The organism is Desulfobulbaceae bacterium, from assembly GCA_013792005.1.
In the GTDB taxonomy this organism is placed as follows: domain Bacteria; phylum Desulfobacterota; class Desulfobulbia; order Desulfobulbales; family VMSU01; genus VMSU01.
This window is the reverse complement of the sequence record VMSU01000156.1, coordinates 1-23,452: the sequence shown is the minus strand read 5'-3', so window position 1 is coordinate 23,452 and position 23,452 is coordinate 1. Positions and strand designations below refer to the sequence as shown.

Genomic DNA, 23,452 nt, shown 5'->3' with positions numbered 1-23,452 from the left:
AAATACTATTTTTTGCTTCAACGCCTACAACCACTTTACAAGATATTCATCATCAATATTAAGAATAACATTTTTTCCATTTCAATCGCACGGAGGGTCTCACCGATGAGTCACAAGGACACACTGTTTTCCTGGGCCGGAACATCACTTGCTATCCTGCTCAGCACTCTCAGCCTGACAGCCGGCAGCGCCTATGCGCTGACCAACGATGACTGTATCGGTTGCCACAGCGACACAGCCATGACCGCCCAAAAGGATGGCAACACCATCAGCCTCTTCGTAGACGAAGCAGCCTTCAAGGAAACTGTGCATGCTGAAAATGGCTGCGTCTCCTGTCATATTGAAGCTGAAGTCGCCGGAGATGAACACCCGTACCCAATGAGTCCGGTCGATTGCTCTAACTGCCATGATGGAGTTAATAAAATTTACGCGAATAGCGCCCATGGTGTCGCCATGGCCAAGGGCGATAAATATGCCCCCCTTTGTAGCGACTGCCACACCAAGCATGATATAAGAAAGCCCTCAGACCGACTTTCCACCACCTATCCCCTGAACATCCCATATACCTGCGGGCGCTGTCACCAGGAAGGATCGACCATGACAACCACCCATGAGTTAAATAAACACAACATCACCCAAAACTACTCTATGTCAGTTCATGGTAAAGGTTTATTTGAAGACGGGTTGATCGTTACCGCTGTCTGCAGCAGTTGTCATACTGCCCATGATGTCCAGAAAGCCAGCGAGCCGACCTCAAGCGTCAATCGTGACAACATCCTCGACACCTGCAACAAGTGCCATGTCGGCATTGTTGAGCAATTCAAAAAATCTGTTCACAGCCCTCTGGTCACCAAAACAGATAAAAAGCTGCCAGTTTGTACCGACTGCCACACCGACCACTCTATCGCGCAGGTCGACAAAAAGGATTTCCGCCTGATTATCGCCCAGCAATGCGGCAACTGCCATGAGCACGAAACCGAAACCTACCTGGAGACTTACCACGGCAGAGCCTCTATGCTGAGAGGTGGCGAGAGCACTGCCAAATGTTCGGATTGCCATGGTTCGCACAACATTATGCCAGCGCAGGACCCGACATCGGCAATCAACACCGTAAATATCGTCAAGACCTGCTCACCTTGCCACCCCAAGGCCAACCAGAGCTTTACCACCTATTTAACTCACGCCACTCACTCGGATAAAGATAAATACCCGTATCTCTTCTATACCTTCTGGGCCATGACCGGACTTCTCGTCGGCACCTTCGGATTCTTCGGACTGCACACCATCCTCTGGGTACCGCGCTCCATGGTTGAACGGATCAAGGCCATAACCAAAGGCCACTGACCCAAACAAAGAAGCTGTAACAACAAATATTATTAACTTGCCCTTCAACACATAGAAATAAGGACACAGACATGGCCAAGACACAAACGCTGTATGTGGAAAGATTTTCCGTCTTTCAGAGATTCATTCATCTATTGATCATTATCAGTTTCCTGACCCTGGCAGTGACAGGTATGGCACTCAAATTCGCCATGGAAGACTGGGCTGGACAGATCGCCAATTTACTCGGTGGTTTTGCCGTGCTCGGCGCACTTCACCGTTTCTGTGCTGTGATCACATTTTTCTACTTTTTCCTCACCATGATCCTGCTTTACACTACCTGGAAGGAATCAGAGAAAGGCCTGTTCGAGTATATCCTCGATCCGGAAGGCCTAGTTCCAAACTTAAACGATGCCAAGGAGATGATCCAAACATTCAAGTGGTTCTTCGGCGGCAAACGTCCCTACTACGGAAGATGGATCTACTGGGAAAAATTTGACTTTATGGCCGTCTTCTGGGGTATTGCAGTCATCGGTTCATCGGGCCTTGCCCTGTGGTTTCCTGAACAGTTCTCACTCTTTTTCCCCGGTTACTGGCTCAACATTGCCACTATTATTCACAGCGACGAGGCCCTTTTAGCATCCGGCTTTATCTTTACCATCCACTTCTACAACACTCATCTTCGTCCAGAGAAATTCCCCCTGGATCCAGTCATATTTGTTGGCTCAATTACAGTAGATGAACTAAAACACGAACGCCCTCGAGAATACGATCAGCTCGTCAAATCCGGAGAGTTGGACAAAATGACCACCCGGAGAGCGCCTGCAGCCTGGTTGAAACGACTGGCTACAGTCTTCGGTATCTTTGTCGTCACCACGGGATCAATCCTGGTAGTTTCTATTATCATCACCATGTTCAAATATATCCAAAAGCACTAAACCGCTGCTGCCAGTAGAGCGCACATAAAAAAAGGCCCGACAGGAAATCTTCCTGTCGGGCCTTTTTTTATGTGCGCTCTATACTTCTTTTGTGATCCACGCTACTTCATTCATTCACCACCAAACAGACTGATGGCGTCGCAAAAATCCCGACCTACTGCGTTGCAGCGCACTTTTGCTCATTCGGCACACCATATGTGTGGCCTCATTCGTAAAAGCACACTGCGCCTCGGAGTCTCTCTTCGCTCGCTTACCTGTATGTCGGCCCTTTTGCTTAGACATCCCGTGACTTTTTGTGAGACCATCAGACTAAGCATATGCGGTGGAATGCTGAACAATATAAGCCTCAAGTTGGACCTTTTGTGCCTTGCTCAATTGGCCAAACTCCAAAGAACGCTGCACCATTCTGATCATGCTGAATGAGGATTCATTAATCAGCAATTTTTCAGACACGGTACGGCATGGAATAGCCTCCATAAAAAAATCATTCTGTCCATCCAGGATATCAACACAATCCCCCGCAACAACTTGTTCCTCGCTATGCAAATAAACAAATGACAGTCCACCCATACTGATATTCTGAATATGTCCCGGGTTGTTTGCGGACACAGCAATGGCACCCTCTCCTAATCGATATCGCGGTTGACACCGCCGTTCATTTGCTTGCTTCATGTTCCCCTCTCCGTTTCTAATAACAATCCCTCACTAAAGAATGTCTCCTATCTGTTAGTATAGAAATTTGGAAGAATAGCTGTCAAACGAAAATATGCTTCGGCTGAAAATACTACTTTTCAAGTAACAGTCCAGCAGTGCCACATCTGCGTTGTTATCGGCCTGCTCATGTGCGAAAAGCACACCTCGCAGGCCGATGCCTAGCATCTGCGGCACTGCTGAACAGTTGCGGTTCTGGGCTTCGGCACCTTTCTGGGTCAGAAGGTGGATAGTTACCTTTTCAACAGTGAATCATAAAAGAATTCGCTCATGATGTCAGGCAAATACCGTCTTTGTCCAGCCGAATAATCTTTTTCTTGTACAGAGCGCCAATCGCCTTTTTAAAATTTTTCTTGCTGACACCGAACCATTGATAGATAAGTTCAGGTGGAGTTTTATCATTGACAGCCATAAATCCGTCATGTCGTTTCAATTGGTCAAGTATCTTTTCCGTCAGGCTGTCTACCTTAGCATAACCGGGAGGCTGTAGACTCAAATCGATTTTCTGATCATCCCGAACTTTTTTAATAAAACCCGATAACCGATCCCCCTTTTTCAGCGGCTGAAACACCTCATTTTCGTAGAGCACACCCCAGTGAGAGTTATTGACGATAGCCTTGTATCCCAGGTCGGTATGAGCGCCAATCAAAAGATCGACCTCCTGTTCCGCGCCATAATTCGGAGGAACTTGATCCAGATACTGATCAACTTTGGACGAGGCAATAATGCGCTTACTGTTAGGGTCATGGATAACTCGCACCAAATAGGATCTCCCCTCCTGCATCGCCTGTTTCTGTTCCCTAGTAGGCACGAGCAGCTGATGATGAAGCCCCCAATCCAATAGAGCGCCGAGAGGGGTAAGTTTGACAACTTTCAGGTACCCGAATTCTCCAGGAAAAGCCAAAGGCTTACGAGTTGTGGCGACAAACCGACCCTCCATGTCATAATGAACAAACACATCAAGCATGGCCCCTATCAGGCAATCGGGCGGAACTGCCCGTAGCGGAAGCAAGATCCTCCCTAAATTTTCACCATCAAGAAAAGCGCCGATATCGACCATCTTGGTCACCATCAGCCGATTCATCATACCTGGTTCTACCATGAACGATTCCTTATAAAATTTGAGTTAAGTTCTGACAATCTCACAAAAAGTCCGGGGATGGCTAAGTAAAAGGTGCGATATACAATGCGCGGGGTGTGTTTCGTGAGTGAGGCCATACATATGGTATGCCGAACGAGCAAAACCGCCACGCAATTCAGTTCAATCCCCGCTGGTGTTGGACAGGGACGCAGTAGATCACACTTTTTGCGACGCCATCAAGTTCTAACCTGGTTTTATTTACTCACCTTATGAGGTAAAGGTCATCGCCTGCTGCTCCCCAAAAATCAGCGCGCCTTCATGTAGCACTTAAGGTAACTCAAGCCTGCAAGGACGTGACAAGCAGACAGGAGCTAGTGGAGACAACAAATGCTACTGGCACACAACATCTGACTTACTGATTTTACCATCCAAACAATCAAGAAGTGCAGCAATCTCATCGCTGTTAATTTTGGCGCCCCGATCAATCATTCGATTAATGGTCCGACTCCAACGAGACTTGCTCTTTTTACCAAGCTTCTCACAGACCCGTGCCATACTGTGGCATTCAACACACTTAGCAGTAACCAGAGAAGCACATACCCCGTCAGGTGAAACTGTTGAAGGCTGGGTGGAATCGACCGGCTGTGTTTGGGGCTCAGCCTTTTTCTCTGGTGCAGACTGAGTCGGGCCGATTGCGCCAATGGGAGCTTCGTCACCCTTATTATCTGAACAAGCGCTCAAATTGAGGAGAAGGCAGCACGCAACAACAAAAATTACCGTCCTACGTTTCCTGTTGCCGTATTGCACACCTGTAATTACCGACATATCCGTTTCTATCCTCATCCAAACTAGCCGCAAAACGACTCAATTAATTAATTAAAACCTGTCAGTAAATACCAGGTAACGGTGATCAGTTATCGGTTTACGGTTAAAAGAATCATGGTTAGTCATAAATCATCGCTTGACACTCAATGTCAGTGAGTCCTCAGCCATTAGCAGGACCCAATCACCGTCAACTGTCAACCGTAAACCGATAACCTAAGCAGTTACACCTGTCAATTCGGCATCCAGGTAATCTTCCCGTGAGGCTCACTGTTAATTTCCCGAAAGCACATGTCCAGCACTCTCGAAGAAATACGACATTTACTACCCTCACTTACGGCATGTTACCAGGAATTTCACCGCCAAAGCAACTCATATTTTCGCAGAAACTCCACTGGATTATACGACATTTTCGCCTTTCGCAGCCCCTCATTCCCGAGATCCTGCTCCCGATTCACCAGAGCAAACCCTCTACTCTTTACCAAAAATTCATGGTTGATCGCCTGATAGACACCTTTGTACTCACCCATTCCCTTTTCAAAATGAATGACTAAAGTATCTTCTCTTAAGGGTTCTGCAACGATAAAAGCCACCACCCTGGAATCGACGACCAGAACCCCTCCCAGCAAGCTTCGCAAAGAGGCATACGACCCAAGAACCTTGGCAATCGCCCGGTCTTCGGCGGCAAGATCAGGTGATGCCTCGCAATCACGCCAGGTGCACCATTGATCCTGCATCTCAAGCACTAGCTTAATCAGATCTTCTGTTAATGGCTGGTAACACCAAAGGTACGAGCCCTTAAACTGCCGAAGCAAATTCATCTTAGCATGAAACCGATTCCCGGAAAGACCAATCAATTCCGGAACCGAATAGAGGTACTCCCAGTGGGACCTGCTGGTCTTGATCATGGCCTTTGAGTGAGCGCGAACCATACGCATAGCCAACTCCTCTGGAAGCCTGACCAAGGGCTGACCCTCAAGCCAGGACATAACCCACTGCCAATCCACCTCATCCCAAGGACCCACAGGTCCCCACAAGGCATGTCCCGGCACACTCTGCCTGATCCAGACCAATCCTTGATCCCAGGCCCACGTCAAGCCATACTCCTCAGCCCACGCCCACAAATTGACGAAACTATAATCAGCAGCAGCCTGAGGCGTGGCCTGAAGTCGCTCCAGATACTCATCCTGACGATCCAAGGTGATGGGAGTAAATTCCAATCTCACTCCTCAGGCCCCCCTGTTCTCTCTCCGGATTGCAGCGATCCTGGCAAGCAGAGGCGGATGAGAATAGTGCAGGGTCACATAGAAGGGATGGGGGGTCAGGTTAGCCAAATTATGAACAGATAACTTTTTCAAGGCCAACACCAAGTCCTCGCCGCTTCCTGTTGTCTGCGAAGCGAACCGATCAGCCTCGAATTCGTTCTTCCGAGACAGACGATTCATAAGCAATGACAGCGCCAGCTCCAGGGGAGTCAGCAACAAACCGAAAAACACCAAGCCGCCATATACGGACCGGTGCGACATCCCAAAAGCATCAAATAAGCCTTGGCTGCCGAGAGAGAGCGACAACAGATACAACATCACTCCGAGATGGGCAATGCTGATGACCATGCCCTGCACGATATGGTGCTTTTTGTAATGGCCAATCTCATGGGCCAGAATGCCCACCAACTCCGGAACGCTATGCCGGGCAATCAAGGTGTCAAACAAAGCGATCCGCTTGTGTCTGCCGAACCCGGTGAAAAAAGCGTTTGACTTACTGGAGCGCTTTGAACCATCAATCACAAAGACATTCTCTAGAGAAAAGCCAACCGACCTGGCGTAGTTCATGATCCTCTCCCGTAGTTCTCCATCGGCAAGCGGCGTGAAGGTGTTAAAAAGTGGCATGATCCAAGTTGGCGCAACAAATTGAACAATAACGATAAAGGCCGTGGTCAACACCCAGCCATAGAGCCAGGCCGCCCCCCCTGCCCACTCAAAAAAGAACAGCAGCGCGGCAACCAAAGGGCCTCCCAGAATCGCCGCCAATAGAACCCCCTTGGCCATATCCAAGACAAAGGTCCGAGGAGTGGTCCGGTTGAAACCATATTTCTCTTCCAGAACAAAGGTCTCGTACAGTGAAAATGGGATCGCCAACAGTGTTTTCACCACAAAAAGTCCCCCCAGGTAAATAAGCCCATTCACCACCGGACCAAAACCCAGCCCACGCACAACGAAATCGAGCCAGTTAAATCCCCCGGCCTGCCAAAATATCAGCAGCAGCACCAGGTCAATCCCGGATGCCACCAAGCCAAATCGAGTTTTCTCTCGGGTGTAACGCTGAGACTTAGCATATGCAGCCGCCTCATAGACATCGGCAAAATCGTCAGGAAGCTGTGGATCAAGGGCCTTGAGATTAAGCCAGTCTGCCCATGAAGTAATCAGAAAATTACCAACCAGGGCAATGATGATAAGCCAATAGAACTGATTAAAAACCATAATAAAAACCATCCCTTAAAGAAGAAAAAATAAAACAAACAAGAGTCTCTGCTGCCTAGGCTGAGCTTGACAAATTTTCCCCGACCGGTCAAGCGGTTATTTACCTCACATCGCCCATCAACACCCTTTGGCTCCAAGGACTTTTTCTTCGGTTTTCCATCCAGACGCAAAAAATCATTTGATAAGTTTCACGACTTTGAGTAGGGTGTGCGAGCTAACATAAATACAGATCATTCTCGGAAAATTCATCATCGATACTGCTACACAAGCTAATCCGCCAGCCATACAATCCACCATCATCTGAACGTCAGAGCCCCCATCCACCTCACTATCATAAGGTTATAGCAATGCAGGACCTCAGTATCATCAGTATGTTTCTTCATGCCGGACTTGTCGTCAAGTTCGTCATGCTCCTCCTGGTCATTTTTTCGATTGGCTCCTGGTATATCATTTTCATGAAATTCATCCTGTTCAAGAAGGTACGACAGGAGTCGGATGATTTTTTGGAAACCTTCTGGAAATCCAAGAATCTGGCGGAAGCCGCCAGATCGGCCCAAAAAACTCCGCTCAGCCCAGAATCACAGATCTTCATCACCGGATTCAGCGAACTACAAAAAATCAGCAAATCAAAGGCCTCCAGTGCTGATGGCAATGAAACGTTTGAGATGCGTCTTGCAGGGATGGACAATCTCAAACGTGCCCTGGAAAAAGCCGCCACCACTGAGGCCGAGCGCCTCAGTCGAGCGCTCAATTTCCTCGCCACTGCCGGCAGTTCAACCCCGTTCATCGGCCTGTTCGGCACGGTATGGGGAATTATGACCTCATTTCAGGAGATCGGCCAAAAGGGGGGGGCTTCACTTGCCGTTGTCGCTCCTGGGATCTCGGAAGCCCTGGTAGCAACAGCAGCAGGTCTTGCCGTAGCAATTCCTTCAGTAATCTTCTTCAATCATTTTACCGGCCAGATTAATGATTTCGAAAACAATATGCATCGCTTCTCCACCGACCTCCTGAATCTGGTCGAGCGCGACCTGATTGCTAAAGTGTGACGGAGCCTGATCATGGGAATGGGATCCGCAAGACGAAAAGGCGCGGTTGTCGCCGACATTAACGTCACCCCTCTGGTTGACGTCATGCTGGTGCTGTTGATTATATTCATGGTCACCGCCCCCATGATGAATCAAGGTGTCGATGTCGATCTTCCGCAAACTACATCAAAACCCCTCAAACAGGACGACAAACCTATTGTCATCACCATTGACCCGCAGGGGGGGATTTTCTTCAATCAAATCCAAGGTGACCGAAAAATCCTTCAGCAGCAGCTCAGTGAGCTGGCAGCCAGTCAAGGGACTGAGATTCCGATCTTCCTGCGCGCCGACAAGGAGGTGCCATACGGGATAGTCGCCCAAGTCATGGCTGATATCAAAGAGTCCGGATTCCTGAAACTTGGGATGGTTACCCAGCCTGAAGATCGGCAATGATTAAACCCGATGTCTCCAGCCATCGCCCAGAAGACAACGAAGACCAGTGGAAACTCCCCCTCATCCTGGCCATTGTCCTCCATGTGGCGCTGCTCCTTCTGATCGTATTTCCGCCTACATTTCTCTTTCCCCGGCGAGAAATACCTGATGTCCAGACTATCAACCTTTTTGACGCAGGAGAACTCAATCTCCCTGCCTCCTCAGGCCCAAAACGCTCGGCCAATGCCGTCACCAAGAAGGCGTCTCCCTCGCCTGAACAAAAAAAGGAAGCGCCTAAACCTGAGCCCAAAAAAGAGGTTGCACCGCCGCCACCTCCTGAACCACCAGAGCCAGAACCCACACCACCGGAACCGCCACCCGAACCACCAAAACCGGAACCCATCCCGGAACCACCGAAACCAGAACCAAAGCCTGAGCCGGTACCGGAACCGCCGAAACCGAAACCTGAACCAGCGCCGGAAAAAGCCATTTCATTAAGCCCGAAAAATGTTAAGAAAAAGATAGAACCAGAAAAGAAAGTTGCCGAGAAAACAAAACCGGATACTCCGGTTGAGAAACCCAAAAAGGATACTCCCAAGCCCGACACTACCGCGGCCAAAGCGGACGTCAAAATTCTTAAATCCCTTGAGCGCATAAAGGCCCGGGTGGCCGAGCGTCAGGAAAATCAAGCGGTTAAAGACAAACTGGCAAGACTGAGGGACTCACTGCACGACATCGCCACAGCAAAGCCAACAGCAGAAGAAACTGCCAGCGAGGCCTCTCCAGGGGCCGGTGGCGCTGATAGCGGAGGCGTCTCTTCCTCTGGCACAGGTGGCGGCCCATCATCCCAGCTTGATGAAGCGTTAAAGAAGTATTATATTGCGATTTCCAGAAAGATTCACAGCAACTGGGCTCTCCCCGATACCCAGGACCGGGATAGCAATCTGGAGGCCATTGCGGTCATTATAATCAATCGGGATGGGACCATTGTCGAAACTTTTTTCGAAAAAAATTCCGGCAACAGCTCTTTCGACCACTATGTGGAAAAATCGATCCAAGCTGCGCTTCCCATGCCTCCATTTCCATCAGACCTCAAAGAAAATCAACTTGAAATCGGCCTGAAATTCAGGCCCAGCGGACTCTTTTAACTATGAATAAACATTTTATCTTCATCCTTTCAGCCATTTTCACCTTCATTACCCTGCTCTCCCCCTCCAGAGGTGAGGCCCGGGTCTACCTTGACATTACCTCGGCCGACGCCAAAAAATTATCGATAGCCATCCCGGCATTCACTGATTCAACAACGTCTGGTGTCATCACCGAAAAGGGCCAAAAGATAACTGACCTGATGGCCAAAGCGCTCGTCTTTCACGGTTTTATCTCTGTAGTTCCAGCATCATCACATCAGAACCGCCGTGATGCCAACTGGAGCGCCCTCGGTGCAGATTATGTCATTTTTGGCAGCTATGGCACCGAAGGAAACGAAATGGTTATCGAAGCCAAGCTTATGGACACCCAAGGCAATAAGATGATCGCTGGCAAACGGTATCGAACCCCGGCGAATAAAGCCCGCACCACCGTCCTCAAGTTAAGCGACGAGATCATCTTTCAACTTACCGGCGACCAAGGCGTCAGCAACACCAAGATCGCCTTTGTCTCCGACAAGACCGGTAAAAAAGAGATCTATCTGGCGGATGTCCTAGGTGACAATATCCGTCAGGTCACCCGCCACAACGGGCTCTGCATCTCTCCGCGATTCTCTCCTGACGGTGGTCGCCTGGCCTACACCTCATACCACCGCAACAACCCCAACCTCTACATCACCGATCTCTCCCAGGATAAGACGACCAAGGCCATCTCCTGGCAAAAAGGACTCAATATGGCCCCTGCCTGGTCCCCCGATGGCCAAAGCCTGATCACGACTCTGAGCAAGGACGGCAACTCCGACCTCTACCTCATGGCCACCACCGGCAAGATCCTTGAGCGTCTCACTAAAAACCAGGGGATCAGCTGCTCGGCATCCTGGTCTCCTGACGGAAGACGATTTGCCTTTGTCTCCGACCGCACCGGTAATCCGCAGATCTATATCATGGATATGGGCAGCCGTCAGGTGCAGCGCCTCACCTTCTCTGGCAAGGAAAACACCACCCCCAGTTGGTCTCCCAAGGGTGACCTCATCGCCTACACCGCCCTCACAGACAACGGATACCAACTCTTTATCATCAGCCCGGAAGGCGGCGAGCCTACCCAATTAACCCAGTACTGGGGGAACTACGAATCCCCCTCCTGGTCGCCTGATGGCCGGCAGATAGTCCTCTCCCGTGGCCAAGGCGCCAACAAAGAGTTGTGTCGCATTTTCCTTAAAGGCCAAGGGCTGACCACCCTGTTCCCGATGAAGGGCACCCAGACTTACCCGCAGTGGTCACCCCGCCTCCCCTATTAATCCGCTCACAATGGAGTTGATCATGCTCAAAACCTTACGTACCACCACTTTCATTCTCTTAACAAGCCCGCTGCTGGTCCAGTGCGTCCCCTCCCAGGATGTCAACAGTCTGGACCTGCGGATCCGCAACCTAGACAATCAGGTCTTTCAACTCGGCAAAACCGTCAACCGCTTAGGGGGAAGCGCCGGGCCAGAAAATCCCTTAGATCAGATCCAAGCCAGACAAGCGGAGATGGCCGATAACATTGATCGTTTGAACAGCGAAATCATGCGGTTAAAAGGACAGATGGAAAATAACAGTCGCCAGTCCAGGTCCTCCCAGGCAGACAGCGGCCTGCAAAGAAGAATTGATGAGTTGAGCCAACAGGTTGCTGCCCTAGGCGACCAAGTTAATCAGAACACTTCGGCTCTAAAAACTGGGCAGACATCCGGACTCGCAATAGTAGCCCCAAGTAAACCCATCACCAAGCCATCTGTCGATGTCCCGCCACCCACCAAAATGGAAGTACCCGAGCAGACCGCCACTGACCCCAAAAAAACACCCAGCCCAGAAAAAAAGCCAACTGAGGAGGCGAAACCACAAATAGCGGACGATGCTGAAGCTGCCACCCCCGGCGATCCTGGCAAGGCGATCTACGACAAGGGACTGGAACTCTTCCGCTCCAGTAAATTCAACGAGGCATATCGAACTTTTAGTGACTATCTCAGTAAACATCCAAAGGGGAAAATGGCGCCCAACGCCAGATTCTGGCTCGGCGACTGCTACTATAACCAGCAGGAATTTGAATTGGCCATCCTGGAGTACCAAAAGGTGATCGCCGACTATCCCACCGACAGCAAGGCCCCCTCTGCCCTCCTCAAGCAGGGCCTGGCCTTTGAGAAGCTCAAGGATAACGAAACCGCCAAGATCGTCTACAACAAGCTTCTCAAAGAGTACCCAAAGAGCGATCAAGTTGAGACCGCCAAAAAGAGACTTGATTCCTTCAAGTAAAAATCAGTCCCGCCCAAGTGGCGGCACTGTGAGAACAAGGTCTTGGGGATATTGTTACCCCAGAACATTCGTAGGCACAAAAAAAGGACAGTTTTGTACTGTCCTTTTTTTGTGCCTATTTGATTTTAATGGACGCTTGCTTGCGAAATAGGGAGTAGGACGGATCAAACCAGGAAGGATTTAAGGTCGTTACCGGACAATTCATCATTAAATTTTACATGAACAGAGTAATCGCTCAGAACCAGGTCAACGACTTGCACCCCGATGACCGTACCCTGCAGGATTTCATCCGGGCTGCCAGTGACCGGGATACTCGCCTTGATACTTCTGCCCAACAGCAGTCGGCTACTCTCCTTCTTGGCAATCCGGATGCAAAAGGATAGCCCCCCTTGAGAGATGTCGGTCATCGCCCCCCGAAAGCTGCTCAAGATGCGATCCTTGTCATCAATAATTTGTAGCTGGATCTTGCTCTCAACCTTAAACCGTTCATGAACTCGACGATCCATGCCCTTTCTCTTTATTGCGGCAGAGATATCACTGTACTTGTTGTAATAATCGATCAGTTTGGATTCGATCCCAGGAATCCGTTGCTCTAGACGAGAGAGCTTGTCCCGATTGAGCGCCAAGATGGAGGTCTGCTGCTGAGCGGTCAAGGACACGGTCCACACCGAGGCGTTGAAAAAATTCTCCCCGGCAATTTCACCACTGCCCAAATTCTTCAGGAGCATCTCCTTGTCGCCTCCCGCGTAGGACGCCCTGACGCTGCCGTGATTGATGAAAAAAAGCTCATCATTGTTCGCACCTTGGGTAACTATCATCTCCTCCGGCTTGAAACTCCGTTCTTCCATCTCACAATAGAGGGAGTTGAACTCCTCCAAAGAGAGCACGGTGAGAAGCTTAGCCCAGATCGCCAGGAGGTCTTTGCTGATAGCCCCTGCTTTTTCCGCCTCAATGACGTCACCGGACTGGATGATCTCCATGAGCGCCATAGGATCGATCTCGTAAATCCGATCCCGTAGCCTTTCCGCATTGAAAAAGTCTTTTTTTCGAGCACAGGCGACCACCAGATCAAAAAGCTGTTCCTTGGCCACATCCTTATTCCCCTTGGCTGCCAATTCGAATATCTGCTCTTCCCGCGAGGTCAGTGGGTCCATCTTTTCTTTCGCTGCTGCCTCCGATTTCCCCCCATCGATTTGCCGGGCGTGCGCCATCTGCAACGCGCTATTAGCCTCATCCCGCAACTGGTCAGGATATCTCAAATTACCGGCAATAGTAAGTAAACACGCAACACTTTTGTCCAAAACGTCCCACTGCCCTGCCATGGCCAGCCTGGTGGCAATACGCACCAGACAAAATGAGGCAGCCTGGCGGATATCCGCATCTCCACTACCTGAGGCACGCTGGATCTGTTCCAGGAGCTTATCGACGACCGGCGTTTTATGATTATTGATGAGGCGAAGGATAGTCTCAGGCAGTGGAGTGGTAATGCCGGGATCGAGCAAGACTTTATATTCACCACGCAAGAGACCATTGAGGGCATCTTGAAGAATAACAAGCTGTTGTTGAGTCAAAATATCTCCCGTGGCGCAGATAATTAATATTCGTGGATTCAAGAACGAAGTGCAACTTTTATAGAGTTTAAGAAGACAAGCTTGTGTAGCATCCAGGCTTCTTAAACGCCCAAGTAAAAGGAGTACGAAGAGACACTACAACCAGCTCACCATTGAGCAATGGTACCAGATTTATGGACTGAAGAAAGCAGGATTTTTGTCAGACTGAGATTGTTGATGCATTAAAGGTCCACAAATCAACAATTTCACGTGAGTTAAGACGAAACGTTGGTGAGCGGGGTTGGCGCCCAAAACAGGCTCAGGAAAAATACGTAACACATCGCTTGGCTTGCCATAATGCAAACAAGTTTCCCCCTGAAGACTGGGCTCAAGTTGATGTATTGATAAGAGATAAATTAAGCCCTGAACAAGTCTCCAGTCGCATGGTTATGGAGAAAACGTTGAAAATCAGTCACGAAACCATCTACATGCATGTATATAATGACAAGCGTGCCAAAGGTGATTTATGGCTTCACTTGAACAGCCAAAAGCGCTACCGAAAACGCTATGGAAGCGGCCAGGAACGTAGTGGAACGCTGAAGAACAGAATCAGCATCGATGACCGTCCTAAAATAATCTTAAGTCGATGATCCCGTCTCAGTCTAACCATAACGAGTTCAGTGTTAAATTTTATCTCCTGGATTACCCAGCCAAGAAAGTTGTATAATGGGCGAAAAGAGGGGGTGCGTGACATTGTTGAAATCTCCATATCAGATTTGGTGTGGTAACCATCTAATATGGCTTATATTTGGCCTAGCACCCCCTCTTTTTTTCTGCAAACGTGACAAAGACCCAAAAAAGAATGGGAGTTCCAGAAAAAAAGATTAAGCAATGGTTTAATCTGTAGCGACAAAAAAAATAATATCAAAAAACAACAAATGCAAAATTGGACCTTTTTATTCATAATTTACAAAAAACAAAGAGGACAATTGCATGTTAGAACTTCTTTTTATAATGATCATTATAATAGGAATTACCATTGCTGTAATATGCACGTTAATAAAATATGGGAATAAAGATTCAAGTAACTTACTTCAAAAATATAAAAAAAGAGAAGAAGAAAAAAATGAATTACAGAAAACTGAACTTGAAAAACATATTAACGAAAAAGAACTAAACCCAAGCGAGAATAATGAGTTTTTCAAAAATAACATAAACAAGAATGAACAGAAAAAAAATAATATATTTAACTTATTTATTTTCCAAGAAAATATAGCACAATGTATGATCGTTGCATTAATTGCAATAGGAGTGGCATCAACATTTAGTGCAATCAAGCAGTATAAAACAAGAATCCCAATAGAATCAAAACCAAAAAGAATTAAAACACAAGAAACGATAATTAAGAAATCACCTGAAGCAATAGATAAATTTTCCGACAAAAGAAATAAAGTATCGTGGACCAGCGGTGAAGAAATTATTTACACATGGGAAGGTAAAAATGGAACAAGACATTTTACAAACGAAAGGATAAACGTAATAAAACAAGGCACTTCACAGAGATCAGAAAATAGAATCGAAAAGGAAACACGAGTTATCATAAAAAACAATGCGATATTGATACCAGCAATAATAGAAAACAATGGTACTCGATATCAATTGACTCTATTAGTAGACACCGGATGTGGACAAACACTTATCCACTATTCGATAGCACAAAAAATACAGCCTAACTTCTTAGGGAAGGGTAACTCAATAGTTGCAGATGGAAGAAAAATAGAAAACGCAATTATCCAATTTGATGCGTTAGAAGTAGGCCCGCACAGAGAAGAAAACTTTGTAGCAACCACCTCATATATTCATAACGAACAAGATGGAGATCACAACGGTCTATTAGGTATGGCGTTTCTAAAAAAGCACCCATTCCAAATAGACATGAAAAAAAGTGTAATTAGATGGCTGTAAAGAATATCAAAATAACCCACAAAAAACAGTCCTAAAAACTTAGGACAGAATCGACAAAAATCGTAAGTTGATCTATTTTCAAAAAGAGAGTATAAAGCCAACAATTATCGAGTATTCAACAAATTGCCCGGGTGGCGGAACTGGTAGACGCAAGGGACTTAAAATCCCTCGGCACTCGCTGCTGTACGAGTTCGATTCTCGTCCCGGGCACCAACAAATACGGGGCTTTCCAAGAAATTGGTTAGCCCATTTTTTGTGATACATAGCATTTTTGATCGTTTCGACTCAGATCCGTGACTCTATGCCCTGACTATTGATATTGCCTTTCTGCTTGGTAGCAGCTATGGTCTCAGCATATGGAGGACACGAAGAATGACCAGAACAAAAGGACAGGTTGAGGCTGACATCAGTGAGGCCATCATCAAGTTTGAAAAAGAGTTCATGGGTAGAGGCCCCCTCGAAACCAAGACCTATATTATCGGTGACCTAATACTAGTCCGCCTCAAAGGTGTGCTCACTCAGGCGGAGCACCAACTTTCCAAACCAGGTGAAATGAGCAACGGCCGAGAATTGATCAAACAGGTTCGAATTGCCCTTCTGGAAAAAGGCAGGCCCCTACTGGAAGCCGTAGTGGAATCAATTACCGGACAAAAAGTCAAAAGTCTGCACACGGATATCAGCACTGTAACTGGAGAGAGAATCATCCTTTTCACCCTCTCTGCCCCCACTGGATTCGAATAATTTCAAGCCCTCACTTTTTTCAAATTGACATCCTGAAAAACAAAGGTATTTTATAAAGCATAATCAGACAGAAATCTGAGGGGCTGAAGAACAGGGCCTGTCAGAATCAGATCACTCACTCTACCTGCCAAGAATGTGAGGATCACTTTCGGTCGAAACACATAACGACAACAAGTTCAATCGGGCCCAGACATGGGCACGAAAGAAATACGAGGTCGAAGATCGCTGGGACACCAGGGATTTTCGACCTTTTTTTTTTGCTTTTTTGCAAAACGAGCGGACAGGAGAAGCATCATGAGCATCAAATCGTTTGCCAGAGAAGGACGGCAGTGCATCATCTATTCAGACGGCAAGGTGTGCGAATCTAAAAGAGAATTGCTTTCTAGCGAAGTTTTTGCGGACATCGTGCAGACCTTGGTCGAAGAGTTGTGTCGCAACGACTCCCCATTACTCGATTACCTGGGTCCGGATTTGGCTAATAAGCGGGACCTTCGGCAACTGATCAATATTCTCCGCGCACTCAGCGAACACCCCATCGAACAGGTGGCCTCGGTTCTCCCGTCAGCGACAATTCTGACAGGTCATGAGCACCGCCTGGCCATGCATTCATTTATTGAAAAATTGTACGATTATTGGCGCTCGTTTGACCGTTACATTGTCCTTCTTGCCGAATCCAGGCCTGACGGCTCCAACCAGCGGCCATACCGGGCATTCAATGACTCCCTCGTCACCTTAGCTCACCAGATACGTTCGCTTTATCGGGACATGTGCGAAAACATTACCGGTAGCCACCCCAGAGTCTACCGGCATGTCGCCGCAGGCTTCGACGCAGGTGTAATCGCAGTCCCCAAGAAGTGCTCCCTGCCATCCATCTACCAAAAAGCGCTGGCGGATGTTCCTTTTATCCGCCAGGTCTGGTTCGCCCCTCCCCTGATCTTAGATCCTCCCATGAATACACGCACCGGTCAGTTTAAGGCTGCTACTGAAAATCCCATCACCGGACTACAGCTCTCAGACAAAGAGTGGCTCTGTTATCCGGCCCAAGTCGGACCTTTGACAATCTTCGTCTATTTCCACCGCAGATTCATGGGACTCGGATTTTCCCTTGCCAACTTATTTGAACTGGCAAGCAACGAACAAATCGCAGCAGGACCCGAGGCCATCTACATTTTTGGCGCCCCGCCCGACCACATGGCACGTTTTGGCGACCTGCCGACCGTTTTCTTTGATGACCAGGAAAACAACCTCCTTACGGCGGCAGTTCCCCTGGAGGAGCGTTTCGGCTATTTCGGCTATTTGAAAAAAATGATCCTGACACTCCACAATATCGTGATGATGAAGCGAGGTCGGTTGCCTTTCCATGGAGCAATGGTCCGCATCCTGCTCAAAGGGGGCAAAGCGGCCACTCTTCTGATCATCGGAGATACGGCCGCTGGCAAATCTGAATCACTGGAAGCCCTCCGAATATTGGGAGAAGATCTGGTCCAGGAGATGGTGATCATCGCAGACGACATGGGTTCCCTGGAAAGCGACCTACAGGGCAGAGTGATTGGCTATGGCACTGAAATCGGCGCTTTTATCCGACTGGACGACCTGCAGCAAGGATACGCCTTCGGCCAGATTGACCGAGCGATCATCATGAGTCCGCAAAAGGTTAACGCGAGAGTCGTGTTACCGGTTACCACCATTGATGAAGTCCTGCACGGCGATGCCATTGATTTTCTGCTCTACGCCAACAATTACGAAGAAGTGGACGAAGAACATCCGATCATTGAACAATTTAACTCTGCGGGGCACGCCCTTAATGTCTTCCGAAACGGTGCGGTAATGGCCAAGGGTACCACCACCTCCACCGGTTTGGGACACACCTATTTCGCCAATATTTTTGGAGCGCCTCAGTACCGTGAACTACATGAAAAACTTGCCATTAATGTTTTTGAAAAAGCATTTCAACAAGGGGTATTTGTCGGCGAACTGCGCACCAGGCTTGGCATTGGCGGGTATGAGAGCACCGGCCCTCAATACGCGGCCAAGGCGCTGTTAGAACTGATCGACGCAACATCAAATTAACTTAGGCAACAACGGACGCTCTGTAAACATCTACACGCTTGAAACAAACGCATCACGTGTATCACTCCCCGTGATTACTGGGACATTAACCGAAAACAACAACTTTCAAACAACACACAATCGTAAGGTGAACACAATGACACAAAAACCACTTGTCGGAATCTTAATGGGAAGCGACAGCGATCTGCCGGTAATGAGAAAAGCAGGGACCGTCCTTGATGAAATGGGCGTTCCCTTTGAAATGGACATCAGTTCCGCCCACCGATTACCGGACAAGACAGCCGAGTACGCACGCACAGCCAGAGAGCGCGGCCTGGAAGTTATCATCGCAGGAGCCGGCATGGCCGCACATCTGGCAGGAGTCATCGCAGCACACACGACCCTACCGGTGATCGGGGTGCCACTGGCCTCTGGCCCCATGAATGGAGTTGACGCCCTGCATTCCACAGTGCAGATGCCCCCAGGGATTCCAGTGGCCACGGTGGCTATCGATGGCTCAAAAAACGCAGCATATCTGGCCTGTGAAATACTTTCCATCAAGTATCCTGAAATCGCCAGGAATCTTGACACTTTCAGAGAAGACACCCGCAAGTCCCTGCAAAAGAAATCAGACGAACTGAAAAAAGAACAAAAGACCTCATAGTGTCGGTCATTATCATCACCACTTCGCTGCTGTCACAGCTTCGGTGACAGCAGTAAACAATCCACTTACCAACACCATCGAAATAAAATCTTCAAAGGAGAACAGTTATGTCCCGCAAAATGGTCACCATCGACGGCAATCAGGCCTGCACCCATGTCGCCTATTCAACCAGCGAAATCATCACCATCTACCCCATCACCCCCTCGTCTTCCATGTCCGCTGAATCGGATGACAAAGCAAATGCCCTACAAAAAAATATCTGGGGCTCAGTTCCAGCCGTGAGTCAGATGCAGTCCGAAGCCGGTGTGGCGGGATCGATCCACGGTTCTCTCACCACTGGCAGCCTTTGCACCACCTTTTCCGCCTCCCAAGGGCTGATGTTGCTCTTGCCCAACATGAACAAGATCGCTGGCGAATTGACTCCCACGGTCTTTCACATCACCGCCCGTTCCTTGGCCTACCAAGGGTTGTCCATTTTCGGCGACCATAGTGATATCATGGCAGCCCGCCAGACCGGTTGGGCCATGCTTGGCTCTCAGAACGTGCAGGAAGCCCAAGACATGGCGCTGATCAGCACCCAGGCAACACTCAAATCCCGCATCCCCTTCATGCATTTCTTCGACGGCTTCCGGACCTCTCATGAAATTCAGAAGATCGAGCAGTTGACGGAAGACGACATGAGGGCCATGATCGATGATGAATTGATCATTGAGCACCGCAAACGTGGACTATCCCCTGACCGGCCGATGATGCGGGGTACCGCCCAGAACCCGGATGTCTATTTTACCGGTCGCGAGACTGTCAACAAATTCTATGCGGCAGTCCCGGAGATTGTCCAAGAAACAATGAACAAGTTCGCCTCTATCGTCGGTCGTCAGTATCACCTCTTTGATTACTTCGGCGCTGCCGATGCCGAGAATGTGATCATTATCATGGGTTCCGGCGCCGAGACCGTGCAGGCCACGGTTGAATATCTAGTAGCCCAAGGAGACAAGGTCGGCGTGATCGTGGTGCGGCTCTTCAGACCCTTTGATGCCAGCGCTCTTCTCGGCGCCCTGCCCGATTCGGTAAAACGTATCACCGTACTCGACCGCACCAAAGAGCCGGGTGCCGCAGGCGAACCTCTATACCTGGATGTCCGCACCGTGATGGGCGAAGCACAGGACAACGGAACTCTAACGCTGGCGCCGGTGGTTCTGTCCGGTCGCTACGGCTTGGGCTCTGCCGAATTCACCCCAGCCATGGTCAAAGCAGTATTTGACAATATGAGCTCAGCCTCTGCCAAAAACCATTTCTGCGTAGGCCCCAATGATGACGTGGCCTTTTCCAGCCTTAATTACGACAAGTCCTTTGACATCGAGGGCAGCGATGTGTGTCGGGCCATGTTCTACGGCTTAGGTGCGGACGGCACCGTAGGCGCCAACAAAAATAGCATCAAGATCATCGGCACCGAGACCGACAACAATGCCCAGGGCTATTTTGTATACGATTCGAAGAAGTCCGGCTCCATCACTACCAGCCATCTACGATTTGGTAAAAACAGAATCATGGCCCCGTACCTCATCAACAAGGCCAACTTCATCGCCTGTCACAACTTCACCTTCCTTAATAAATACGATATGCTGGCCAATATCGAGGATAACGGCACCTTTCTGCTCACCTCCTCTTTCAGCAAGGATGAAGTCTGGAATCAGCTTCCGGCTCGAATCCAAAAACAGATTATCGACAAAAAGCTTAAATTCTACATCATCGACGCCTTAAAACTTGCTGCTGCCATTGGCCTTGGCGCCCGCATCAACATGATCATGCAGACTGCGTTCTTCCTGATCTCGAACGTCATCACCAAAGACGAGGCCATAACCAAAATCAAGGAAGCCATCAAAAAAACCTACGGGGTCAAAGGCGACAAAGTAGTTACTATGAATTATGGCGCCGTGGATGCGGCAGTAAACAATATCGTTGCCGTAGCTGTCCCAAGCGCAATCACCGGACACGAGCTGCCTCTTACAGTCCCGGCGGCAGCCCCGGCCTTTGTCAAAGAAGTCACCGCTAAGATGATCGAAGGCAAGGGAACAGAGATCAAAGTTTCCCAAATGCCATGCGACGGCACCTGGCCTACCGCCACCACCCAGTACGAAAAACGGAATATCGCCGTTGAAGTACCAATATGGGACGCAGAGACCTGCATCCAGTGTGGCCAATGTTCTCTGGTCTGCCCCCATGCTTCGATTCGCATGAAAATCGTCCCACAAAATGCCCTTACCGGAGCACCGAACACCTTCCAGAGCGCTGGAGCCGTTGGTAAACAATTTAATGACCGCAAATTCGTCATTTCAGTGTCCACCGAGGACTGCAATGGCTGCAGCCACTGCTTCCAAGTCTGCCCGGCCCGCAAAAAGGATGCCGCAGGCAACAAGACAGAAGATAAAGCCTTGCAAATGGTGACCAATACCGAAGAAGTCCGGCAGCGCGAATCCGTTAATTATCAATTTTTCCTCTCTCTGCCTGAGCTTGATTACACCGAACTCAATCCGGCCACCATCAAGGGCAGTCAGCTGCTCCGTCCACTCTTCGAATACCCTGGCGCCTGCGTGGGCTGTGGAGAGACCCCGTACATCAAACTGGCCACCCAGCTTTTCGGCGACCGGATGATGATCGCCAACGCCACCGGCTGTTCCTCCATCTACGGCGGCAATCTGCCAACAACACCTTACTGCAAACGGGACGATGGCCGGGGACCGATCTGGGCCAACTCCCTGTTTGAAGACAATGCCGAATTCGGACTTGGCATGCGCCAAACCGTCAACAAGTTAGGATCGCAAGCTTCTGAACTCCTTGAGGAAGCTGAGACAACCGGAGTCATCGGCAACACCTTGAAGTGGGACCTGCTCAACTCACCACAAACCACTCAGATGGAGATCGAGGCTCAGCGTGCACGGGTAGCCGAGTTGAAGAAGGTCCTGGAATCGAGCACGGCGCCGAGAATGAAACAGTTGCTGCATGTGGCTGACTACCTGGTGAAAAAATCGGTGTGGATCTTCGGGGGTGACGGCTGGGCCTATGACATCGGCTACGGCGGTCTGGATCATGTCCTGGCCTCTGGAGAGAACGTCAATGTCCTGATCATGGACACTGAAGTCTACTCCAACACCGGCGGCCAGATGTCAAAATCAACCCCACGGGCAGCAACCGCGCAATTTGCGGCTGGCGGCAAACGGATGCCCAAAAAAGATATCGGCATGATCTTCGCCACTTACGGCAACGTTTACATAGCCAAGGTGGCCATGGGCGCGAACCCTGCCCAAGTGGTCAAGGCCTTCAACGAAGCCGAGGCCTATAACGGGCCATCCCTGATCATCGCCTACTCTCACTGCATCAACCACGGCATCAATATGACAAAAGGGCTTGATCAGCAGAAAAAGGCCACGGAATGCGGACATTGGCCGCTCTACCGCTATAACCCGTTACTAGAGATGGAAGGCGCTAACCCGCTCACCATCGACAGCAAGGCGCCAGCCATACCCTTTGCCGAGTATGCCATGAACGAGAACCGTTACCGGGCGCTGAAACTCACCAACCCCACCATGTTCGACGAACTGATGGCCAAGGCCCAACACGACGTGGAAAAAGGCTGGAAATTCCTCACGGGACGCGCTGCGGCCCTTGAACCGGAAAAATAATCTGTTGTTGTAAATTCCGCCCACCGCAGAGGGGCTGCACCAGCCCCTCTGTTTTCTTAGGGCCTCGGTCGTAATAAATTGTCCCAATATTGCGCAGGATTTCCGATCGTATTCGAGGAGCGGCAACAGGCGCATAGCAGCGCTATGTAACTGTTACCGGGACGAAGAAGACTACCGGAAAGACAAGCAAGATGGGATGATTTATTTTGACTGAGGCCCTTAACCTGCATGAGAGATGTGATGACACAGACGATTCTAAGGATAAACACTATTGAAACACACGTTCCTTCTGGGATCACCATCATGGAAGCAGCGCGCCAGACCGGCATCACAATCCCCAGCCTCTGTCAGGTGCGTGGCAACAAATCAACAGAGTCATGCGGGCTATGCATTGTCGAAGTGGAGGGACTTTCAAAACCGGTGCTTTCCTGCTCCACTCTTATTTCCGAAGGCCTGGTAGTAACCACCGACAGCCCAGAACTCAAAAAAATCCGTCAGGAGCGACTGGCAGCGCTTGCCCAGACCCATTTTGGCGACTGCAAGTCTCCCTGTAATCT

20 protein-coding genes and 1 tRNA gene are annotated in these 23,452 nt (G+C 49.3%); 15 read left to right on the top strand and 6 right to left on the bottom strand.

The annotated features are described in order from the left end of the window. Window positions 1–105: 105 nt before the first annotated feature. Together FP815_09565 and FP815_09560 are read left to right on the top strand one after the other, a co-directional pair. The gene (locus FP815_09565) at window positions 106–1,344 is read left to right on the top strand and encodes a hypothetical protein (GenBank protein ID MBA3015185.1); all 1,239 of its coding nucleotides are present in this window, start codon (window positions 106–108) and stop codon (window positions 1,342–1,344) included. A 71-nt stretch (window positions 1,345–1,415) separates the two neighbouring features. Continuing rightward, a complete protein-coding gene (locus FP815_09560) occupies window positions 1,416–2,261 on the top strand; it encodes a hypothetical protein (GenBank protein ID MBA3015184.1) in 846 nt (281 codons plus the stop codon). Between the two features lie 309 nt (window positions 2,262–2,570). Here the strand turns inward: FP815_09560 and FP815_09555 are convergent, their stop codons facing one another. From FP815_09555 to FP815_09535, 5 genes are all read right to left on the bottom strand, one after another. Next, a complete protein-coding gene (locus FP815_09555) occupies window positions 2,571–2,933 on the bottom strand; it encodes a PilZ domain-containing protein (GenBank protein ID MBA3015183.1) in 363 nt (120 codons plus the stop codon). A 307-nt stretch (window positions 2,934–3,240) separates the two neighbouring features. Beyond that, window positions 3,241–4,074, bottom strand: a complete 834-nt coding sequence (locus FP815_09550; GenBank protein MBA3015182.1) for a GntR family transcriptional regulator — start codon at window positions 4,072–4,074, stop codon at window positions 3,241–3,243. Window positions 4,075–4,443: 369 nt separating this feature from the next. After that, entirely contained in the window at window positions 4,444–4,878 is a 435-nt protein-coding gene (locus tag FP815_09545) for a hypothetical protein (protein ID MBA3015181.1), read from the bottom strand. A 353-nt stretch (window positions 4,879–5,231) separates the two neighbouring features. Beyond that, window positions 5,232–6,101, bottom strand: a complete 870-nt coding sequence (locus tag FP815_09540) for a DUF2156 domain-containing protein (GenBank protein MBA3015180.1) — start codon at window positions 6,099–6,101, stop codon at window positions 5,232–5,234. 3 nt (window positions 6,102–6,104) lie between these two features. Continuing rightward, entirely contained in the window at window positions 6,105–7,355 is a 1,251-nt protein-coding gene (locus FP815_09535) for a M48 family metallopeptidase (GenBank protein ID MBA3015179.1), read from the bottom strand. A gap of 347 nt (window positions 7,356–7,702) precedes the next feature. Here FP815_09535 and tolQ point away from each other — a divergent pair, with 347 nt between their 5' ends. From tolQ to ybgF, 5 genes are read left to right on the top strand one after another with little or no spacing between them, the layout of a single operon-like run. Next, window positions 7,703–8,401 carry a protein TolQ gene (tolQ, locus tag FP815_09530; GenBank protein MBA3015178.1) on the top strand — a complete coding sequence of 233 codons (699 nt, stop codon included), beginning with the start codon at window positions 7,703–7,705 and terminating at the stop codon, window positions 8,399–8,401. 12 nt (window positions 8,402–8,413) lie between these two features. Next, window positions 8,414–8,833, top strand: coding sequence for a protein TolR (gene tolR / locus FP815_09525; protein MBA3015177.1), 420 nt, complete (start codon window positions 8,414–8,416; stop codon window positions 8,831–8,833). Further along, window positions 8,830–9,960 carry a cell envelope integrity protein TolA gene (locus FP815_09520; GenBank protein MBA3015176.1) on the top strand — a complete coding sequence of 377 codons (1,131 nt, stop codon included), beginning with the start codon at window positions 8,830–8,832 and terminating at the stop codon, window positions 9,958–9,960. Before tolR ends, FP815_09520 begins: the two co-directional genes overlap by 4 nt. Window positions 9,961–9,962: 2 nt before the next feature. Further along, on the top strand, window positions 9,963–11,255 hold the full coding sequence (tolB, locus tag FP815_09515; GenBank protein MBA3015175.1) for a Tol-Pal system beta propeller repeat protein TolB: 1,293 nt from the start codon (window positions 9,963–9,965) through the stop codon (window positions 11,253–11,255). Window positions 11,256–11,265: 10 nt separating this feature from the next. Then, a complete protein-coding gene (ybgF, locus tag FP815_09510) occupies window positions 11,266–12,246 on the top strand; it encodes a tol-pal system protein YbgF (protein MBA3015174.1) in 981 nt (326 codons plus the stop codon). Window positions 12,247–12,410: 164 nt separating this feature from the next. Here the strand turns inward: ybgF and FP815_09505 are convergent, their stop codons facing one another. Next, entirely contained in the window at window positions 12,411–13,817 is a 1,407-nt protein-coding gene (locus FP815_09505; protein ID MBA3015173.1) for a cyclic nucleotide-binding domain-containing protein, read from the bottom strand. A 209-nt stretch (window positions 13,818–14,026) separates the two neighbouring features. Here FP815_09505 and FP815_09500 point away from each other — a divergent pair, with 209 nt between their 5' ends. From FP815_09500 to FP815_09465, 8 genes are all read left to right on the top strand, one after another. Continuing rightward, the gene (locus tag FP815_09500) at window positions 14,027–14,446 is read left to right on the top strand and encodes an IS30 family transposase (GenBank protein ID MBA3015172.1); all 420 of its coding nucleotides are present in this window, start codon (window positions 14,027–14,029) and stop codon (window positions 14,444–14,446) included. Window positions 14,447–14,789: 343 nt separating this feature from the next. Beyond that, the gene (locus tag FP815_09495) at window positions 14,790–15,761 is read left to right on the top strand and encodes a hypothetical protein (protein ID MBA3015171.1); all 972 of its coding nucleotides are present in this window, start codon (window positions 14,790–14,792) and stop codon (window positions 15,759–15,761) included. A 125-nt stretch (window positions 15,762–15,886) separates the two neighbouring features. After that, window positions 15,887–15,974, top strand: a tRNA-Leu gene (locus FP815_09490). Window positions 15,975–16,133: 159 nt separating this feature from the next. Continuing rightward, the gene (locus FP815_09485) at window positions 16,134–16,502 is read left to right on the top strand and encodes a DUF2294 domain-containing protein (GenBank protein ID MBA3015170.1); all 369 of its coding nucleotides are present in this window, start codon (window positions 16,134–16,136) and stop codon (window positions 16,500–16,502) included. 294 nt (window positions 16,503–16,796) lie between these two features. Then, complete coding sequence (locus FP815_09480) at window positions 16,797–18,572, top strand: phosphoenolpyruvate carboxykinase (GenBank protein MBA3015169.1); 1,776 nt, start codon at window positions 16,797–16,799, stop codon at window positions 18,570–18,572. A gap of 136 nt (window positions 18,573–18,708) precedes the next feature. Beyond that, window positions 18,709–19,215 (top strand): 5-(carboxyamino)imidazole ribonucleotide mutase, encoded by a 507-nt coding sequence (gene purE, locus FP815_09475; GenBank protein ID MBA3015168.1) that lies wholly within the window; start codon window positions 18,709–18,711, stop codon window positions 19,213–19,215. 107 nt (window positions 19,216–19,322) lie between these two features. Next, the gene (gene nifJ / locus FP815_09470) at window positions 19,323–22,895 is read left to right on the top strand and encodes a pyruvate:ferredoxin (flavodoxin) oxidoreductase (GenBank protein MBA3015167.1); all 3,573 of its coding nucleotides are present in this window, start codon (window positions 19,323–19,325) and stop codon (window positions 22,893–22,895) included. 228 nt (window positions 22,896–23,123) lie between these two features. Next, a partial coding sequence (locus FP815_09465) for a 2Fe-2S iron-sulfur cluster binding domain-containing protein (GenBank protein MBA3015166.1) occupies window positions 23,124–23,452 on the top strand: 329 nt, incomplete at its 3' end.

Excerpts from the sequence above, each read along its gene's own strand:
- FP815_09565 (MBA3015185.1), top strand. The coding sequence starts at position 106 with ATGAGTCACAAGGACACACTGTTTTCCTGGGCCGGAACATCACTTGCT.
- FP815_09560 (MBA3015184.1), top strand. The coding sequence starts at position 1,416 with ATGGCCAAGACACAAACGCTGTATGTGGAAAGATTTTCCGTCTTTCAG.
- FP815_09555 (MBA3015183.1), bottom strand. The coding sequence starts at position 2,933 with ATGAAGCAAGCAAATGAACGGCGGTGTCAACCGCGATATCGATTAGGA.
- FP815_09550 (MBA3015182.1), bottom strand. The coding sequence starts at position 4,074 with ATGGTAGAACCAGGTATGATGAATCGGCTGATGGTGACCAAGATGGTC.
- FP815_09545 (MBA3015181.1), bottom strand. The coding sequence starts at position 4,878 with ATGTCGGTAATTACAGGTGTGCAATACGGCAACAGGAAACGTAGGACG.
- FP815_09535 (MBA3015179.1), bottom strand. The coding sequence starts at position 7,355 with ATGGTTTTTAATCAGTTCTATTGGCTTATCATCATTGCCCTGGTTGGT.
- tolQ (MBA3015178.1), top strand. The coding sequence starts at position 7,703 with ATGCAGGACCTCAGTATCATCAGTATGTTTCTTCATGCCGGACTTGTC.
- tolR (MBA3015177.1), top strand. The coding sequence starts at position 8,414 with ATGGGAATGGGATCCGCAAGACGAAAAGGCGCGGTTGTCGCCGACATT.
- FP815_09520 (MBA3015176.1), top strand. The coding sequence starts at position 8,830 with ATGATTAAACCCGATGTCTCCAGCCATCGCCCAGAAGACAACGAAGAC.
- tolB (MBA3015175.1), top strand. The coding sequence starts at position 9,963 with ATGAATAAACATTTTATCTTCATCCTTTCAGCCATTTTCACCTTCATT.
- ybgF (MBA3015174.1), top strand. The coding sequence starts at position 11,266 with ATGGAGTTGATCATGCTCAAAACCTTACGTACCACCACTTTCATTCTC.
- FP815_09495 (MBA3015171.1), top strand. The coding sequence starts at position 14,790 with ATGTTAGAACTTCTTTTTATAATGATCATTATAATAGGAATTACCATT.
- FP815_09485 (MBA3015170.1), top strand. The coding sequence starts at position 16,134 with ATGACCAGAACAAAAGGACAGGTTGAGGCTGACATCAGTGAGGCCATC.
- FP815_09480 (MBA3015169.1), top strand. The coding sequence starts at position 16,797 with ATGAGCATCAAATCGTTTGCCAGAGAAGGACGGCAGTGCATCATCTAT.
- purE (MBA3015168.1), top strand. The coding sequence starts at position 18,709 with ATGACACAAAAACCACTTGTCGGAATCTTAATGGGAAGCGACAGCGAT.
- nifJ (MBA3015167.1), top strand. The coding sequence starts at position 19,323 with ATGTCCCGCAAAATGGTCACCATCGACGGCAATCAGGCCTGCACCCAT.